Origin of the sequence: Collinsella sp. TF07-1 (assembly GCF_003437235.1) — a bacterium.
In the GTDB taxonomy this organism is placed as follows: Bacteria; Actinomycetota; Coriobacteriia; order Coriobacteriales; family Coriobacteriaceae; genus Collinsella.
Window position 1 is genome coordinate 142,916 of record NZ_QSRV01000001.1, and the last position, 17,458, is coordinate 160,373.

The 17,458-nt window shown below is 56.4% G+C and carries 14 protein-coding genes and 1 tRNA gene; 11 read left to right on the top strand and 4 right to left on the bottom strand.

Annotation, left to right across the window (positions count from 1 at the left end):
• Positions 1–9: 9 nt before the first annotated feature.
• The 4 genes from glgD to glgB all read right to left on the bottom strand — a co-directional run bounded on the left by glgD (position 10) and on the right by glgB (position 7,174).
• The gene (glgD, locus tag DXC67_RS00610; protein ID WP_117636955.1) at positions 10–1,137 is read right to left on the bottom strand and encodes a glucose-1-phosphate adenylyltransferase subunit GlgD; all 1,128 of its coding nucleotides are present in this window, start codon (positions 1,135–1,137) and stop codon (positions 10–12) included.
• Between the two features lie 4 nt (positions 1,138–1,141).
• On the bottom strand, positions 1,142–2,290 hold the full coding sequence (locus DXC67_RS00615; RefSeq protein ID WP_035138263.1) for a glucose-1-phosphate adenylyltransferase: 1,149 nt from the start codon (positions 2,288–2,290) through the stop codon (positions 1,142–1,144).
• A 104-nt stretch (positions 2,291–2,394) separates the two neighbouring features.
• Entirely contained in the window at positions 2,395–4,821 is a 2,427-nt protein-coding gene (locus tag DXC67_RS00620; protein ID WP_117636956.1) for a glycogen/starch/alpha-glucan phosphorylase, read from the bottom strand.
• A 94-nt stretch (positions 4,822–4,915) separates the two neighbouring features.
• Positions 4,916–7,174 (bottom strand): 1,4-alpha-glucan branching protein GlgB, encoded by a 2,259-nt coding sequence (gene glgB, locus DXC67_RS00625; protein ID WP_117636957.1) that lies wholly within the window; start codon positions 7,172–7,174, stop codon positions 4,916–4,918.
• Between the two features lie 331 nt (positions 7,175–7,505).
• On the opposite strand from glgB, the gene DXC67_RS00630 reads away from it, so the two are divergent.
• The 11 genes from DXC67_RS00630 to DXC67_RS00680 all read left to right on the top strand — a co-directional run bounded on the left by DXC67_RS00630 (position 7,506) and on the right by DXC67_RS00680 (position 17,437).
• The gene (locus DXC67_RS00630; RefSeq protein WP_117636958.1) at positions 7,506–8,195 is read left to right on the top strand and encodes an HAD family phosphatase; all 690 of its coding nucleotides are present in this window, start codon (positions 7,506–7,508) and stop codon (positions 8,193–8,195) included.
• 9 nt (positions 8,196–8,204) lie between these two features.
• On the top strand, positions 8,205–8,855 hold the full coding sequence (locus DXC67_RS00635) for a thiamine diphosphokinase (RefSeq protein WP_117636959.1): 651 nt from the start codon (positions 8,205–8,207) through the stop codon (positions 8,853–8,855).
• 70 nt (positions 8,856–8,925) lie between these two features.
• Positions 8,926–9,001 (top strand) — tRNA-Ala (locus tag DXC67_RS00640).
• A gap of 987 nt (positions 9,002–9,988) precedes the next feature.
• Positions 9,989–10,333, top strand: coding sequence for a KOW motif-containing protein (locus DXC67_RS00645; protein ID WP_233503112.1), 345 nt, complete (start codon positions 9,989–9,991; stop codon positions 10,331–10,333).
• A 66-nt stretch (positions 10,334–10,399) separates the two neighbouring features.
• Entirely contained in the window at positions 10,400–11,146 is a 747-nt protein-coding gene (locus DXC67_RS00650; RefSeq protein WP_233503113.1) for a sugar transferase, read from the top strand.
• A 41-nt stretch (positions 11,147–11,187) separates the two neighbouring features.
• Positions 11,188–11,832 carry a sugar transferase gene (locus DXC67_RS00655; protein ID WP_117636961.1) on the top strand — a complete coding sequence of 215 codons (645 nt, stop codon included), beginning with the start codon at positions 11,188–11,190 and terminating at the stop codon, positions 11,830–11,832.
• A gap of 34 nt (positions 11,833–11,866) precedes the next feature.
• On the top strand, positions 11,867–13,027 hold the full coding sequence (gene rffA, locus DXC67_RS00660; protein WP_117636962.1) for a dTDP-4-amino-4,6-dideoxygalactose transaminase: 1,161 nt from the start codon (positions 11,867–11,869) through the stop codon (positions 13,025–13,027).
• A 2-nt stretch (positions 13,028–13,029) separates the two neighbouring features.
• Positions 13,030–14,160: a glycosyltransferase gene (locus DXC67_RS00665; RefSeq protein ID WP_117636963.1), complete on the top strand. Its 1,131-nt coding sequence runs from the start codon at positions 13,030–13,032 to the stop codon at positions 14,158–14,160.
• A 12-nt stretch (positions 14,161–14,172) separates the two neighbouring features.
• Positions 14,173–15,171 (top strand): glycosyltransferase family 2 protein, encoded by a 999-nt coding sequence (locus DXC67_RS00670; RefSeq protein WP_147327726.1) that lies wholly within the window; start codon positions 14,173–14,175, stop codon positions 15,169–15,171.
• Positions 15,172–15,179: 8 nt separating this feature from the next.
• Complete coding sequence (locus DXC67_RS00675; RefSeq protein WP_158551255.1) at positions 15,180–16,448, top strand: O-antigen ligase; 1,269 nt, start codon at positions 15,180–15,182, stop codon at positions 16,446–16,448.
• The gene (locus tag DXC67_RS00680; protein WP_117636966.1) at positions 16,445–17,437 is read left to right on the top strand and encodes a glycosyltransferase family 2 protein; all 993 of its coding nucleotides are present in this window, start codon (positions 16,445–16,447) and stop codon (positions 17,435–17,437) included. The genes DXC67_RS00675 and DXC67_RS00680 overlap by 4 nt, the downstream gene beginning before the upstream one ends.
• Positions 17,438–17,458: the final 21 nt, after the last annotated feature.

Consider the following 17,458-nt stretch of genomic DNA (forward strand, 5'->3'; position numbering starts at 1 on the left):
GTGCCAACGTTAACGTACGATGGTGGTGTCGGAAGTTAACGGAGCCTTGCCCAGCACCAGGATGTTCTCGGGCGTGCCGCGAAGCTCGGTGTTGTTGGGAACCACGTTGTTCTTGTCCAGGATGGCGTTCTCGACGCGTGCGCCGCTCTTGATGATGCAGCTCTGGTTGATGATCGAGTTGGTCACCGATGCGCCTTCCTCAACCACAACGCCGCGCGACAGGATCGAATTGCGCACGGTGCCCTTGATGATGCAACCGGCCGAGATGATCGAGTTGCAGGCGTGGCTGCCGGTCGCATAGCGCGAAGGCGGCACGTCGTGTGCCTTGGTCAGGATCGGGCGCTCGGGGTCAAAGAGCTGATCGGCGACGGTCTGGTCGAGCAGGTCCATGCTGCGGCGATACAGCGACTTCTCGCTAAACACGCCCACGACCTCGCCCTTGTACTCGTAGCTGCACACGTCGATGTTGCCAAAGTCGCCCTGGAGTGCCTCGAGCAGGTCCAGATAGTCGGCGGCCTGGTAGTGGTCGATGATCTCGAGCAGCGTCTCGCGGTTGACGATGCAGCAGTCCATGGAGGCGTTGTCGCCGTACACGACGCCGGCGCTCACGCCCGTCAGGCGGCCGTTCTCGTTAATCTCGAGTTTGGTCTCGTCATCGACGTTGCGCGTGGCCTTGCAGTACACCACGGTCATTTGGGCGCCGGAGTTCTCGTGCGCCTCGATGATGGTGTTGAGATCCATGTTAAAGATGATGTTGGTGCCCATCATCACAACATAGGGATTCTCCGAGCGCTGGAACAGCGTCTTGTTGGAGATGATGTCGCGCAGCAGGAAGCGCATGCCGCCCTTGGTGGTGCCGTACGCGTTGCCGGGCACCATGAACAGGCCGCCCTTCTTGCGGTCCAGGCCCCAGTCCTTGCCCGAGCCCACGTGGTCGATCAGGGAGCGGTAGTTGCCCGGCATGACGACGCCGACGGTCTTAATGCCGGCATTCATCATGTTGGACAGCGGAAAGTCGATCAGGCGGTAGCGGCCCAAAAACGGAACGGACGCGATGGGGCGGTCCTTGAGCAGGACACTGCCGTAGGACGAAGAGTAGTTAGCGGTGATATAACCGATGGCCTTGCGATTGATCATCGGATCATTCCCCCTTCCCGATAACGACGTCATTTCCAACGACGGCCGTATCCTTGGTGGTATCGACAGAGCCGAGCTTCACGCCCTCTTCGACCGTGGAGTTCTCGCCCAAAATAGCGCGGCAGATGTGCGCGCCGCTCTTAACGTGCGCACCCGGCAGCAGCACGGAGTCCTCGACCACGGCGCGCTCCTCGATAATGACATCGGTCGAAAGGATCGAGTGGCGAGCGGTGCCGTAGATCTTGCAGCCATTGGAGACCAGGCAGTCGTCTAGGCGGCCGTCCGGGCCAATGTAGTGCGGCGGACGCGTGGTGATGTTGGACATGATGGGGAAGTTCTTGTCGAACAGATCGAACTCGGGGTTGTTACCCAGCAGGTCCATCGAGGTCTCATGGAAGCTGGCGATGGTGCCGACGTCCTTCCAGAAGCCGTGGAACTCGTAGCTGTACAGGCGCTTGTTCTCACCGAGCAGCTTGGGGATGATGTCCTTGCCAAAGTCGTGGCTCGAGCGCTGGTCCAGAGCGTCCTCCTCGAGCGCCTCGATCAGCACGTCGGCCGAGAAGATGTAGATGCCCATGGACGCGAGGTTCGAATCGGGCTTCTCGGGCTTCTCGGTAAACTTGGTGATGCGGCCGTCTTCGGGGTCGGTGGTCAGGATGCCAAAGCGGCTGGCCTCCTCCCACGGAACGGGCATAACGCTCACCGTGAGGTCGGCGTTGTTCTCAATGTGCGTCTTGAGCATCTTGCGGTAGTCCATGCGATACAGGTGATCGCCCGAAAGAATCAGGACGTACTTGGGGTCGTTGGCCTTGATGTAGTCGAGGTTCTGCGTAATGGCGTCGGCCGTGCCCGCATACCAGGCGCCGCCTGTCTGCGTCTCGTACGGCGGCAGGATCGACACGCCGCCGTCGCGGCTGTCCAGATCCCACGCCTCGCCGGAGCCCACGTAGGCATGCAGCAGGTAGGGACGGTACTGCGTCAGAACGCCCACCGTGTCGATGCCCGAGTTGGAGCAGTTGGACAGCGAAAAGTCGATAATGCGGAACTTGCCACCAAAGCTAACCGCCGGCTTGGCGATCTTTTGGGTGAGTGCCCCCAATCGGCTGCCCTGTCCTCCTGCGAGGAGCATCGCGATGCATTCTTTCTTACTCATCGATTTCTCCTTCTGTCATCGATGTTCCTAACCCATTAGCGACGGGCGCGGCGCACTGTCACGCCCGTCGAGTAATGCCGTGCGGCAAAGGGAGCTCGCGCGCTTTATGCGTGCCAGATCTCGTCGCGATACTCGCGAATGGTGCGGTCGGACGAGAACCAGCCACTCGAGGCGGTGTTGAGCAGGGCCTTGCGGTTCCAGGTCTCCTGGTCGCCGTAGCTGCCCGTGAGGTTCTCCCATGCATCCACGTAGCTACGGAAGTCAGCCATGACCAGGTCGGGGTCGTTGTTGTTCATGAGCTCGTTGTAGATGCTCTCGAAGTTGCCCGAAAGACCCGCAAACGTGTTGTCCTTGAGCTCGTCCATCACGCGGCCCAGACGCTCGCGGTCGCCGTTGAGGGTATCCCACGCAAAGTAGTTGTTGGATGCCCAGAGCTGCTCGACCTCGGGAGCGGTCAGGCCAAAGATGGCCTCGTTCTCACGGCCGGCCAGGTCGGCGATCTCGATGTTGGCGCCGTCGAGGGTGCCCAGCGTAATGGCGCCGTTCATCATGAGCTTCATGTTGGACGTGCCCGAGGCCTCCTTGCCGGCCGTGGAAATCTGCTCCGAGATCTCGGCGGCGGGGTAGATGAGCTGGGCGTTGCTCACGCGGAAGTTGGGGATAAAGCAGACCTTCATGACCTCGTTGACGCGGGCATCGTTGTTGATGACGTCGGCCACGGAGTTAATGAGGCGGATGGTCTCCTTGGCAAAGGTGTAGCTCGAGGCAGCCTTGCCGCTAAAGATGAAGGTCGTCGGCGTCACGTGGAAGTTGGGGTCGGCGATGCGACGGTTGTAGATGTCCATCACCTTCATAATGTTCATGAGCTGGCGCTTGTAGGCATGGAAGCGCTTTACCTGGACATCGAAGACGGTGTTGGGGTCAATGACCAGACCGGTCTCGGCCTTGACGTAGGCGGCCAGGCGTTCCTTGTTGGCGCGCTTGGAGGCACCCACGGCCTTTAGGAACTCGGTGTCGTTCTGGAATTCCTTGAGCTTCTCCAGCTCAAAGGCGTCTTTGAGCCAGCCGTCGCCAATGGCCTCGGTCACGAGCTTGGCGTAGGTGGGGTTGGCCTCGGCAAAGAAGCGACGGTGCGAGATGCCGTTGGTCTTGTTGTTGAACTTCTCGGGCGTCAGGGCATAGAAGTCCTTGAGCACGATGTTTTTGATGATGTCGGAGTGGATCTTGGCCACGCCGTTGACGCTGTGGCTGCAGATCACGGACAGGTTGGCCATGCGAATCTCGCCGTCCCACAGGATGGCGGTCTGGCACAGACGCTCCTGCCAGCCCTCCTGCGTGGTGTCGAACGACTCATGCCAGCGGCGGCTGATCTCGTCGATGATCTGGTACACGCGGGGGAGGAGCTTGGAGAACGTGCCGATGGGCCACTTCTCCAAAGCCTCGGGCAGGATGGTGTGGTTGGTGTAGCTCACGACCTGCGTCACGATATTCCAGGCGTCGTCCCACTCGAGCTTCTTCTCGTCGATGAGGATACGCATAAGCTCGGGGCCGCACATGGCGGGGTGCGTGTCGTTGGTGTGGATGGCCACAAACTGCGGCAGCAACTCCCAGTTAGCGCCGTGCTCCTTCTCAAAGGTGTCGAGCAGGCTGTAGATACCGGCCGAGACAAACAGGTATTCCTGCTTCAGGCGCAGCAGACGGCCGTGCTCGCCGGCATCGTTGGGGTAGAGGATGGCGCTGATGGCCTCGGCCTCGGCGCGCTCGGCATCGGCCAAGGCGTAGTCGCCGCGGTTGAAGGCCTCCAGATCGAAGTGCTCCTCGACCGGCTCGGCGGCCCAGACGCGCAGCTTGTTGACGGTCTCGCCGGCATAGCCCACAACGGGGATGTCATAAGGAACGGCCAGGATGTCCTGCGTGTCCACCGTGCGGTAGAACGTGCGGCCGTTCTCCTCAAAGCCCTCAACGTGGCCGCCAAACTTAATGGTCACGGCCTTGTCCTGACGACGGACCTCCCAGGGATAGCCGTGGGTGAGCCACTCGTCGGTGGCCTCAACCTGGCTGCCGTTGACGATCTCCTGCTTAAACAGGCCGTAACGGTAGCGCATGCCGTTGCCGTAGCCGGCAATGCCCTCGGCTGCCATGGAATCCAGGAAGCACGCGGCCAGACGGCCCAGGCCACCGTTGCCCAGAGCCGGATCGGGCTCCTGGTTCTCGATGACGGACAGGTCAAAGCCCATGTCGTCGAGCGCCTCGGCGACCATATCGCGCACGCCAAAGTTGAGCAGGTAGTTGTCGAGCAGGCGGCCGATCAAAAACTCGATCGAGAAGTAGTACACGCGTTTCTTGCCCTCGGACACCGCGCGGGCGTCGCTCTTGGTGGCAACGGTGCGTGCCTTCTCGGCCACGAGCTTGGCCAGGGCGTTAAAGCGGTCGAGGTCACTGGCGGCCTCGACGCTCTTGCCGCTGATGCTCATGACGGCATCGCGATAGAGCTCGGTAAACTCCTGCTTGTTGTCGAAGATCTTATTCATACGTCCCTTTCCCCCGGGGATGTTTCTCCCGGAACGGTTATGGCTTGTATCCTACGCCCCTGTGGGGTGGGTGATTACAGCTGTAACGGCTTTGTTACGCATCCTTGGCAGACGGCTTAACAGAAGCAGACTTGGCCTTGGTAGCGGCCTTTTTGGCAGCCGGCTTCTTGGCCGCGGTAGCTTTAGCAGCGGGCTTTGCGTCAGCCTTTGCCTTCGCCTTAGCCGGAGCCTTCTTGGCGGCCGCAGGCTTAGGCTTTACCGAGGACGTGCGCTTCTTGGGCGCAGCCTTGGGCTCCTCAACCACCGGCGGCTTATAGCTGCTGGGACCGCGGCGCTTAAGCACCACGCCTGCCAGGCCGGGCGCCTTAATCTCGATGGAGTCCATCTGCCCGTTCCAGGGATAGGGCTCGCTCGAGCAGGTGTAGGGCTCTTCGCCGGCATAGCCGCTGCCGCCAAATTCGGGACGGTCGGAGTCAAAGATGACCTCCCAGTCACCCTCGCGCGGCACACCCACACGGAAGCTCTCGTAGCTCGCCGGGTCAAAGTTGATCAGGATCACCAAGTCGTCATCGACGTCCTCGCCCTGGCGCACAAAGCTCACGATGGACTGTTTAGAGTTGTCCGCGTCAATCCAGGTAAAGCCGTCGTCGGTGTAGCCGCGCTCGTACAGGGCGGGTTCGGCGGTGTACAGATGGTTGAGCGCCTTGATAAACGCCTGATGATGACTGTGGGTCTCGTACTCCTCGGTCAGGAACCACTGGATGGACTCATAGTAGCGCCACTCAATAAACTGGCCAATCTCGTTGCCCATAAAGTTGAGCTTGGCGCCGGGGTGCGTCATCTGGTAGAAGGCGAGCGTGCGCAGGCCGGCAAACTGGCGCCACCAGTCGCCCGGCATGCGGCCGATCAGCGAGCACTTGCCGTGCACGACCTCATCGTGGCTCAGCGGGCAAATAAAGTTCTCGGTAAAGGCGTACATGATGGAGAACGTGAGCAGCCCGTGGTTGCCGGGGCGCCAAGGAAAATCGGTCTGCATGTAGTGCAGGGTATCGTTCATCCAGCCCATGTCCCACTTGTTGTGGAAGCCCAGACCGCCGTCCTGCGGCGGGTAGGTCACGAGCGGCCACGCGGTGGACTCCTCGGCCATCATCATCACGTCAGGGAAGTGGGCCTCCACGGCGCAGTTGACCTGGCGGATAAAAGCGCTGGCGTCCAGGTCCTCCTCGGTACCGTACTTATTGAACTTCTTTTGGCCCGGATCGTCGATGCCAAAGTTGAGGTACAGCATGCTGGACACGCCGTCCATGCGAATGCCGTCCACGTGGAAGTTCTCGAGCCAATACAGCACGTTGGAAACAAGGAAGGAGCGGACCTCGCCACGGGCGAAGTCGAACTTGTGCGTGCCCCAGTTGGGGTGAATCTCGTGCTCAAACAGCATATGGCCGTTAAAGGTAGCAAGGCCGTGGGAGTCGGCGCAAAAACCGCCGGGCACCCAGTCCATGATCACGCCGATGCCTGCCTCGTGGCATGCATCGATAAAGTGCATGAGCTGCTGCGGGTTGCCGTAGCGCGACGTGGCGGCGTAGTAGCCGGTCGTCTGGTAGCCCCAGGAGCCATCAAAGGGATGCTCCATAAGCGGCATGACCTCGATATGCGTGTAGCCCATGTCGCGCACGTAGTCCACGAGCTCCACCGACAGATCGTCGTAGGTATAGAACTCGCCGCGCTGTGCGGGGAAGGGATCCATGGGACCGGGGTAGTTGCCGTACTCGTCCGGCTCGCCCTGCGGCGCATCGCCGTGGCGCTTCCACGAGCCAATATGCACCTCGTAGATGTTAAGCGGCTGCGACATGTGGTTATGGCTGGCGCGGCGCTTGAGCCATGCGGCGTCGTTCCACTTGTAGCCATCGAGGGTCCACAGCACGCTCGCCGTTCCCGGAGGGCACTCGGCCTTAAAGGCATACGGATCGGCCTTGTAAAGCTTCTCGCCCTCGTTGGTCTCGATGAGGTATTTATACAGCTGGCCCTGCTCGGCACCAGGAATAAAGCCTTCCCAGATAGCGCTCGTATGCACGGGCACCAGCGGGTTGGCTTCTTCATTCCAGTCGTTAAATTCGCCAATGACATGCACGCTCTTTACATCGGGCGCCCAAACGCAAAAACGCCAGCCGCGCGTACGGTTCTGCGTGTCGGGATGCGCGCCCATCTTTTCCCAGCTGCGCTCCCACGTGCCGATGCCAAACAGGTAGACATCGTCCTTGGAGAGTTCCGGTGCGTGCGGGGCGGCTTTACGGGTAGCGGGCTTTTTAGTTGCTGGCTTTAGCTTTGTATCGCTCACGTTTGATCCCATCATGACGCGGCAGCATGTTGCCTTGGTGACTAGATGCGAAAGGTCCAAGGCTGCACGAATCGAAGGGACGGCGATAGTTCTATGATTCGTTCCACCTCGCGTGCTCGGTGGAACTTTCGGCAGAAACTACGATAACACCTGTGCGTTAGTTTTATGGACGAAAGCGGATTTGCTGGGGCGTTTAATCGGTAAGCGACATGTTTATACCACTGGCAGAATTGCCGTGGTAAAACTCTTGACAGTTTTACCAATTTGGGTTTCAAAATTGTTTGGCTGACGTTTGGTAAAACGTTTTTAGCAGGATGTTTACCATTTGATATCGAAAGGTTCGTTTATGTCCCATACCGCCGCTCCCAAGGTTGCTTTTATTTTCGATTGCGACGGCACGCTGGTTAATAGCACCCCCGTTTGGGCCTATGCCCAGCCAGAGTTATTGCACCGCCACGGTGTCGACGTGACCGTTGACGATTTTGCCCAGTTTGAGCACCTGTCGCTGGAGGACGAGTGCCAGGCCTACCACGACACGTGGGGCATTGGTGCGAATGGCGAGGAGCTGTACCGCGAGCTGAGCGACATTTTGATCGATGGGTACTCAAAGGTGCCGCCGCGCGAGGGGCTCCTGGCTTTTTTGGAGCGGGCGAAGGAGGCCGGTATTGCCATGTGCGTTGCCACGTCCACGCCGGCCGAGCTGGTGCAGTCCGCCCTTGCGGGTGCGGGCCTCGATGCCTACATGGAGTTGATGACCACGACGGGCGAGGCCGGGCGCTCCAAGCAGTTCCCCGACGTATACGAGCTGGCGCTACGCCGCCTTGAGGAGCGCCATGGGCACAAGTTTGAGCGCACATGGGTGTTTGAGGACGCCGTCTTTGGCCTAAAGAGTTCTGGCGCCGCCGGCTTTAAGCGTGTAGGCATCTATGACCCGCATGGCCGTATGGAGCGCGACGAGGTTCGCGACAACTGCGATATCTTTATCGACAGCTATGAAGACCTGGATCTGGCCCGTGTGCTTTCGTTTGAGGGATAGGCGAGGGCTGTGGCTTGCAAGGTATTAGTGGTCTGCGGCTCGCCCGTGGTGGCGAGCGCGGATCTGTTGCGTAAGTTAGCAGGGGAGTGTGACCACGTTGTCGCCGTGGACCGCGGGCTCGACGCGCTGCTGGGCGCCTGTCTGGGCTGCGACGTTTATGTGGGGGATGCCGACACGGTGAGCGACGCAGGCCGTGCGATGGTCGATGCCGCCACCGACTTTGAAGTTGAACGCCACGACCCCTACAAGGACTATACAGATCTGGCTCTGGCGCTCGATGCCGTCCGCCGTCGCTGGCCGGGTGCCGAAGTGGTCGCGACTTGCGCTACGGGCGGCCGCCCCGACATGGCTTTATCCGTATTGGGGCTGCTCGCGGGCTACGAGGATGCCCCTGCCTGGATTGCCGAGGACAAGGTGGTCGCCCGCATCCTTCGCGCAGGCGAATCGTGGACCATTGAGGGCGCCGAAGGCAAAACGTTTTCCATCATCGCCATAGCCCCTGGGACGGTTGTAAGCGAACACGGTCTAGAGTGGGAGCTAGATCACGCCTCGCTGGGCTTGTTAGCCGATACGGGCATCAGCAACGTTGTCAGGGGTACGGCCAAGATCCAAGTCCACACCGGCACCGCCATCGCTTACCTATATCAATTGGCTCAATAGGCATTTAAAGTCTCACCCAAAAAAGTCCTTGCACGTCGAGCCAACTTCCCCTATAGTATCTCCTCGTCACGGGGGCGTAGCTCAGCTGGGAGAGCGCTTGACTGGCAGTCAAGAGGTCAGGGGTTCGATCCCCCTCGTCTCCACCATCGTGAATATAAAGGCCTTCGGAATTCCGAAGGCCTTTTTTCATGCCAAAATACCTCGCGCAACAAACCCAATCCACACCAACAAAAAGTTGCACAATTTATTTCACATGTCTGTACATAGTTTGTTAGCCAAACTCAATTACCAGTGCAGCTCGCTGCTCCATGTGGGTCACAGGAACGTCCCTAACCGCCGCCGGCACCCCAATAACCTGTGCCAACGTGAACAACTTCCCAAAACAACCCCCTTTAGCACGTCAAATGAACGATATGTTGTCCAACGCAGCCCAAATCAGTTTCACTAACAGCTTGTGCTAGGATATCTAACGTTACATGGGTTCAACTGTGCTCACGGCTCCAGCAAGTCACAAAGCGCAGGGTCGATCAGCATCCGGCCGTAACGGCGGTGCCAGAAACACCACGAGCTCCAATATCGATTGACATGCGCGATTTTGCACTTGTTTTTGTGGCTATTTATAAGTTTTCATTGGACAGTGCAATACGTTATTACGGCACACCACAGCAGTCTTTAGCTGTTTGCGTGCGGTCCAGTTTTATACCCGCTTGACTGGGCCGCACGCAGCCAGCTGGGGTCGCGGTTATTTTTGCGATACACGTCCGCGACTCTAGCAACTGCACATATACATACCGTTCACGGTGGGGCAGAGCCACGCGCTTGTCTAACTGGGCTCAGGGTTTGAATATGGAGCGCCTTCGCGCACAAGCGCCCTGGCGAAGCCATACCCAAACCCCGTGAGTTACACGTAAGACAGCAAGGGGGTGGTGCTCGTGTGGTATGTGATCCAGGTCATTAACGGTCGCGAAGACGTAATGCGCGAGCGCATCGAGCGTATGGTGCCGGCGAGCGCCATGCAGGAGCTCTTTTATCCCCAATTTTAAACCGAGATCAAAGTACACGGCGAATGGGTCAGTACGACCAAGCCGCTCTTTCCCGGTTATCTTATCTGCGATACGGCAGATCCCCGCACCGTGCAACAGTATCTGCTACGCATGGACGACTTTGCCCGGGTGTTATCCCAGGACGGTCAGTTTGTGCCGCTGGCAAAAGAAGAGGTCCAGCTTATTGACGGCTTTACGCATAGGGGAGACCGCATAGTGCCCATGAGCGAAGCCCTTAAAGACGGTGACCAGGTCGTAGTTACGGCAGGCCCACTGCTGGGTCACGAAGGCCTTATCAAAACCATTAACAGACGCAAGAGCACTGCTTATTTGGAGCTCGACCTGTGCGGCCGACGCGTAACTACGCGCGTTGGCCTCGCCGTGCTTTCAGCCGAGCAGCGCGTCATGCGCAACCTTAAAAAGGCGATCGCCTAGCTGCAAACGGTCGCTACTCAGAACAGGGAGGATCCCCGACCCGGGGACGAAGTGTTGGAAGAGAACGTGTCGGATAAAACTCAATATACAACGGATGCGCCCGCGGGGGCGGCACTGATTGCTCAGGCCATGGACCGGCGTGAGGGCGTCGGCCGCTACAGGGCCATGCAATCCATTATGGACTGGGATCGCTCGCGCCTTGCCTACCGCACCGTTAAGCGCGCGTTCGACATCGTGTTCAGCGGCTGCGTGCTGGCTGTCATCGCCGTACCCAGCCTTGTGCTCGCCGCGGCCATCCGCCTTGAGAGCGAGGGCAACCCGTTCTACAGCCAGATCCGCGTGGGCCAGACCCACCGTGACGGCAGCCTATCAACCTTCCGCATGTGGAAGTTCCGCTCCATGTACAAGGACGCCGACGAGCGCCTCGCCGAACTCAAGGAGCAAAACGAGATTGCCGGGGCCATGTTCAAGATGAAGGAGGACCCCCGCGTCACCAGGATCGGCAGGTTCATCCGCAAGCACTCCATCGACGAGTTTCCTCAGTTCCTGAACGTGTTCCTGGGGCAGATGAGCGTCGTCGGACCCCGTCCGCCGTTGCCGAATGAGGTTGCGCAGTACACCGAGTACGACCTGCAGCGCTTGGCAGTGAAGCCTGGCATTACCGGCTGGTGGCAGGTTACCGACCGCAACGACACGGACTTCGATGGCATGGTGCGACGTGATTTGGAGTACATCGCTAAGCGCGGCGTGATTACCGATCTAAAAATCATCGCCCTTACAGTCATTGAAGTAATAACGGGGGGTGCCTGCTAGAGGCATTTCCCGAGATTTTTCCAATGGCGGGGTGTTAGCCCATGTCTAGGAAACCAACGGGAACCCTCTTCTACCGCATATGCAAGAGAACGTTCGACATAGTATTCAGCGCCTTTTGCACGGCGCTTCTCGCGATTCCTATAGCCGGTGTATGCGCAGCGATATGCGCAGAATCGCCGGGACGGCCCATCTACGCGCAAGAGCGAGTGGGCAGGGGCGGTCGGGCGATTCGAGTGCTTAAGCTCCGCAGCATGGTCACTGACGCAAACGATGTGCATAAGTACCTAAACCCTGAGCAATTAAACCAGTGGGAGGTCGAGCGCAAGGTCGACAACGATCCCCGCATTACCAAGGTGGGCCAGTTCATCCGTAAATGTTCTATCGATGAGATGCCGCAGTTTCTCAACGTACTTAAGGGTGACCTATCCGTTATCGGCCCGCGTCCCATCACGCGTGAAGAGTTGGAGCAACACTTCTCCGACGAGGAGAAGGAAGAGCTGTTGAGCGTCACCCCGGGCATCACTGGCCTATGGCAGGCGACTGACCGCAATGCTGCGACCTTTGAAAGCGGCTTGCGTCAACAGATTGAGCTTCGCTACGTACGCAATCGCTGTTTCCGCATGGATTGGAAGTGCTTCGTAGGTACTTTTGGCGCCATGTTCGGCAATTCCAAAACCGGTCGTTGATTTTTGAAACACTAATTATAGAAAGGTGAAATAAATGTCTTGCAATAGAACAGTGCCGTTCAATATTCCTCCTTGCGTAGGGGATGAAATCCAGTTTGTCCAACAGGCAGTTGAGGTCAACCACAAGATTGCTGGTGATGGCCTGTTTACAAAAAAGTGCAACGAATGGCTTGAGAGTCGCTTCAACTCCAATAAGATTCTGCTGACCACGAGCGGTACTAGTGCTCTCGAGATGGCTGCAATTCTTTGCGATCTAAAGCCTGGCGATGAGGTCATTCTCCCTTCGTTTACATTTACTTCAACGGCAACAGCGTTTGTTCTTGCAGGTGCGAAACTTGTTTTCGTTGATATCCGTCCTGACACCATGAATATCGACGAGACGAAAATCGAGTCCGCCATCACTGAACGTACTCGTGTTATCGTGCCCGTACACTATGCTGGCGTCGCATGCGAGATGGATACTATCATGGATATCGCCCGGCGCCACAACCTTCTAGTTGTCGAGGATGCGGCGCAGGCTGTCATTGCTACCTATAAGGGACGTGCTCTCGGCACTATCGGTGACTTTGGTTGCTATAGCTTCCATGAGACGAAGAACTATTCGATGGGCGAAGGCGGCGCCATCTCTATCAACAATTCCGCTTACTGCGATCGCGCGGAGATCATCCGTGAGAAGGGTACCAACCGCGCACAGTTCTTCCGCGGCCAAGTCGCAAAGTATAACTGGGTCGACTTCGGTTCGAGCTATCTTCCCTCCGAGCTCAACGCAGCCTATCTGTGGGCCCAGCTCCAGCACGCCGACGAAATCAACGAGAATCGTCTGGCAACATGGCGAGCCTATTACGCCGCCTTTGAACCCCTTGCGGAAAAAGGCCTTTTGGAGCTTCCGCGCGTTCCCAAGGGCTGTGAGCATAATGCGCACATGTTTTATATCAAGTTGCGCGATCTGGAGGCCCGAACTTCTTTCATTACATTCATGAAAGAACATGGCGTGGGGTGCGTGTTCCATTATGTTCCCTTGCATTCCGCTCCAGCAGGCGAGAGGTTCGGCCGCTTCAGCGGAGAGGATGAACACACTACTCCCGATTCTGATCGTTTGGTTCGTCTGCCTATGTACTACGGTATGTCGCTTGAGGATTTTGAGTATGTCGTTTCCTGCGCCACAGAGTACTTTCTCAAGAAGGCGAGGGCGTAGGAATGGGTGAAATACGTCCCATTAAAGTGGCCTTCATTGAAGGCAAGATGAATTCTGGCGGCAAGAAGACGCTTTCCATGCAGTATTTTCTCAACTTCGACCCGGAGAAGGTCGAGGTCCACTTCATCTGCGACTCCGACTCCAACGCCGTGCCGACCGAGGAAATTGAGGCTCGCGGCGGGCGCGTCCATATCATCGCCCCTTACCAGAATATAGCGAAGAACATGTCCGATATGGCCGACGTGTTCAAGCGGGAGCACTTCGATGTGCTGCACGCCTATAACAGCACGATGAATCTGTTTCCATTGCGCGTGGCCAAGAAGTGCGGAATCCCGGTGCGCATCTCCGAGAGTTTGTCCATGGCAAACGAGCGCGAGCCCAAGACCGTACTCAAGCTTATTTTGCGCAGATTCTCAAAGCTCTTTGCAACACATTATATGTCCTGCGGCGAGGACTGCGGCCGCTGGCAGTTCGGCGACGCTCTTTTCGACGCGGGGAAGGTTAGCGTTTTCAAAACTGCCATCGACTCGCGCAAGAACTCCTTCGACCCCGTCCTTCGAGCAAGGACACGCACAGAGCTGGGGGTTGCGGACGATGAGTTGCTCGCAGGGTTCATTGGCAGGTTCGCTGCGCAGAAGAACCCCATGTTCCTGATGGAGGTCGTGGGGGAGCTGTGCAAACTCAATCCTAAGGCAAAGTTCCTGCTCATCGGCGACGGCGAGTACAAGGAGCAGATCCTCACCTACATGGACGCTAACAGCTTTACCGACCGCGTGATGTACTTGGGTCGCAGGGAGGACATCGTCGGGTTTTACCAGGCGATGGATTGTTTCCTGCTGCCGAGTCTATATGAGGGACTTCCTGTTGTTGGTCTTGAGGCCCAGTGTGCGGGTGCTGAAGTGTTTTTCTCGAGTGAGATCACGACCGAGGCATCGTTCTGCGGCCAAGGGCACTTTATATCCCTGACTGACGGCGCCAAGAAGTGGGCCGAAGAGATAAACGTCGTCTGCAGCCGTGGAAAGGAACGCACGTCTCGCACCGATGAGTGCATCGCCTCCGGCTTTGACTCTCGGGCCGAGGCGTTTAGGCTGCAGGATTACTACGCCAACGCATTAGCGGAGATGGGACGATAATTGAAAACTAATATGGCTGCCTCCACCAAGCTGCCCTTAATCTCGGTCGTGGTGCCCATCTATAACGTCGAGAGATACCTCGAGGAGTGCGTCGAAAGCATCTTGGCGCAGACTTACCCTAACATCGAGTTAGTTCTGGTCGACGACGGTTCGACGGACAACTGTCCGGCGATATGCGATCGATATGCAGCCGCGTGCGACCGTGTGAAGTGCGTTCATCGCGAGAATGGCGGGCTCAGCGCTGCTCGCAACACGGGTGTCAAGGCTTGCGAGGGGGACTACGTCGGGTTCATCGACAGCGATGACTATATCTCACCCGTTTTCTTCGAGGCGTTGTATCGAGCCATTAAACAGACCGGTACCGAGATGGCGGCCATGAGACACGGTGTCGACTTCTTTGACGGGGAGGAACCTGAGCTGGGGCGGGACGTTGAGGCCGCGAGCGAGTACGAGCTACTGAGCGAAGAACAGTACCAGGAAGAGGTTCTGTACCAGAAGAGTTGGGCCGGCGCTGTTTGGCGACTCTATACGCGAAATCTTGTCGAGAAGGTTTACTTCCCCGAGGGGCTTTACTACGAGGATGATGAGACTGCCTATCGGTTCGCTCACGAGTGCGGAAAGGTCGCCGTACTGAAGGCGACCGATCTATATGCTTATCGGCAGCGCCCTACCAGCATCATGCGAGGTACTTTTAATCCAAAGAAAATGGCGAGCTGTCTGGAGATTACCCGACGCATGCGCATCAAAATGACCGAATGGTACCCACAGCTCTCTGATGCGACATGCTCGCGCTGTTTTGCAATCTGTCGCGTAGTTTTCTCCCAGATTCCCAAGGAGGACAAGGCGGCTCAGGCAACGATGTGGAAGGAATTGCAGAAATATTCTGCGACAGTGATTCGCGACCCGAAGGCGCGCAAGAAGGAAAAACTGGCGGCTTCAATATCGAGGATGGGACGCGTTCCTTTTTGCGTCTTCTGCGATGCTTATCGACGACTGCTTCACGCCCAATAGGTGATTATATGGCTTTTGCTACATTGAGCGAACGTAACATCAGGACTGCCGCCAATGGCACTTCTGATGGTGCCAAAGGAAATCTTTGCAGAACTTGGACTGCCCCAATGATCCTTGCTTTTTTGTTTCTTTTGGCGCTTTGTTTTCAAGATTCCAGCCCATTTGGTATTGAGACCGGTACCGTAAAGCCCTATCACCTCATGATGTTCGTGGTGCTGATATACAGCCTTTTTACTTTAAAAATGAAATGGATGCTGCCCGGTAAGTGGTTTTTTATCGGGCTCCTCGCATTATTAATCATTTCTTTTTTCGATTATTTGGCCTATGGGCTCAATGCCGCCTCGTGGCATTACGTTTTCATGTACATGATTGCGACTTGTTTTTATAATCTCGGGCGTGATTTTACTGTTGCGCAATGGAAAAGAGTAGCTCAGACCGTAGCTATTGTCATGATGGGCCTCGTCTTTCTCAAGTTAGGCTTCTACCATGACCGCATCACTTACTTCTTGGCCAACCAGTATATGGGGCACCCTTGGCTCCCGACCTTCTTCTTGGGCGGGGTGAATATTGAAAGTTCTTGGCTGGCAATGTTTTGCGTTTTCTTTGACTGCAACCGACGTGGCAAGGCTTATTTTTTTAGTGCCATTGCTCTGTCGATGATTTATGCCTCGCGAGCTAGTTTGATTATCTGCGTTCTCGCCTTTGTCTACATCTTTGTTTTTAAAAATGGCAAACGAGGGGTCTCTCTTAGGCTGTTCCTGGCTGTCGCCTGCATTGTCTGTGCTTTCATCGCGCTTGCCGCTAACGGCAATATCGTAATCGAACGTCTTCTTGAAGCGGGGCAGGATGATGGTTCGCTCGGCAGATTGAGAATGTGGGATTACGCAATCCCAACTTTTTTGGATGCCCCACTATTTGGAGCGGGATCAGGAAACGCGATCAATCATGTCTCTCTTATTAGCGGTTTAGCATACGCTGAGGACAACGTTCATATGTACTTTCTCCAGGTTCTTCTCGACTTCGGAATCGTTGGATTTTTCATTTTCATAGCGATGGTCTGCTCCTTCCTCAACAGGTGTTTCTTGGATAAACTTGGCTCTCCGTTTGAAGCGTTCATCCTTATTTTCCTTATCGTTTCCTTCATCCAGTTCGGAGGCGGTGACGTACTCGTTGGTTTTGCCCTGGGAGGACTGTTCGCTCTTTGGCAATATGGCGAACGCGAGGCAGTTTGCTCTATTGAAATTACAAACAACCAGTCGATGGAGGCGGCAGCGTGAGGTTTTCAGTAGTCGTCCCTGCTTATAATGTAGAAAAATACTTGTTCGAATGTCTGCAATCTGTCACGGCTCAATCATTTCAGGACTTTGAGCTCATTGTCGTTGATGACGGTTCGACCGACTTGACTGGCACAATTGCCGATGATTTTGCTACCGCTAGCGACAAGGTTAAGGTCGTACACAAAGAGAATCAAGGTCTCCTTCTCGCTAGGCGAAATGGCCTCGCTCTTGCCGAAGGTGATTACGTCATTTCACTCGACGGGGATGATTGCTTGCGAGCTGATGCGCTCGACTTGATTTCGAAGGCAATTGACCGCACGAATGCTGACATTATCTCGTTTCGTTATTCGCGTAAGTCAGATTTCTCTACTTTCGATGACTCCGATCCGCTTGACGACGGCTTCTATTCTGGTGAGGGCTACAACATCGTAAAGAAGCACGTTTGTACAGGGCGGTTTAACAATCTATGCGGCAAAGCCTTTCGTCTTTGCCGCATAGATAGGGAGTCAACCTATGGGGCTTATGCGGGCCTGATGCATGGCGAGGATTTACTCCAGCTCCTTCCTATTGTCGATGCTTCCAGCTCTCTTTTCTGTTTGGACGAGGCGCTTTATTTCTACCGGCCCAATGATGGAGCAAGCACTTCACGATTTAAGCCTAGCCAATTAACTGATGTGGCGCGTGTAAACAAACGTCTAATCGCATACGGGAGCAAATGGGGGGATGACTGTCTAGAAGCCGCTAAACGTGGTGAGGTTGATCAATACATATATCTCGAAAAAATCAATGAAGTGGCTAATCGGGACCCTCTGGATGGCTTTTCTGAAATAGCTTCCGCGATGCATCGTTTCGGTGTCTTCGAGCGTATTGTCGGCACACCCCTACGGTTCGATAACTGGTTTCTTGTTCGCTGTCTCCAGTGTGGCAATCATCGAATGGCAAGGGCTGTAGTTCTGACTGTTGAATTATTGAAGGGATTTAGAAGTTGAGCAATTTAAGGGGACGTGCGC

Bases quoted from the DNA above. Each gene is read 5' to 3' on its own strand.
- DXC67_RS00620 (WP_117636956.1), bottom strand. From the start codon at position 4,821: ATGAATAAGATCTTCGACAACAAGCAGGAGTTTACCGAGCTCTATCGC.
- DXC67_RS00655 (WP_117636961.1), top strand. From the start codon at position 11,188: ATGTCTAGGAAACCAACGGGAACCCTCTTCTACCGCATATGCAAGAGA.
- DXC67_RS00675 (WP_158551255.1), top strand. From the start codon at position 15,180: ATGGCTTTTGCTACATTGAGCGAACGTAACATCAGGACTGCCGCCAAT.
- DXC67_RS00615 (WP_035138263.1), bottom strand. From the start codon at position 2,290: ATGAGTAAGAAAGAATGCATCGCGATGCTCCTCGCAGGAGGACAGGGC.
- rffA (WP_117636962.1), top strand. From the start codon at position 11,867: ATGTCTTGCAATAGAACAGTGCCGTTCAATATTCCTCCTTGCGTAGGG.
- glgD (WP_117636955.1), bottom strand. From the start codon at position 1,137: ATGATCAATCGCAAGGCCATCGGTTATATCACCGCTAACTACTCTTCG.
- DXC67_RS00670 (WP_147327726.1), top strand. From the start codon at position 14,173: ATGGCTGCCTCCACCAAGCTGCCCTTAATCTCGGTCGTGGTGCCCATC.
- glgB (WP_117636957.1), bottom strand. From the start codon at position 7,174: ATGATGGGATCAAACGTGAGCGATACAAAGCTAAAGCCAGCAACTAAA.
- DXC67_RS00630 (WP_117636958.1), top strand. From the start codon at position 7,506: ATGTCCCATACCGCCGCTCCCAAGGTTGCTTTTATTTTCGATTGCGAC.
- DXC67_RS00665 (WP_117636963.1), top strand. From the start codon at position 13,030: ATGGGTGAAATACGTCCCATTAAAGTGGCCTTCATTGAAGGCAAGATG.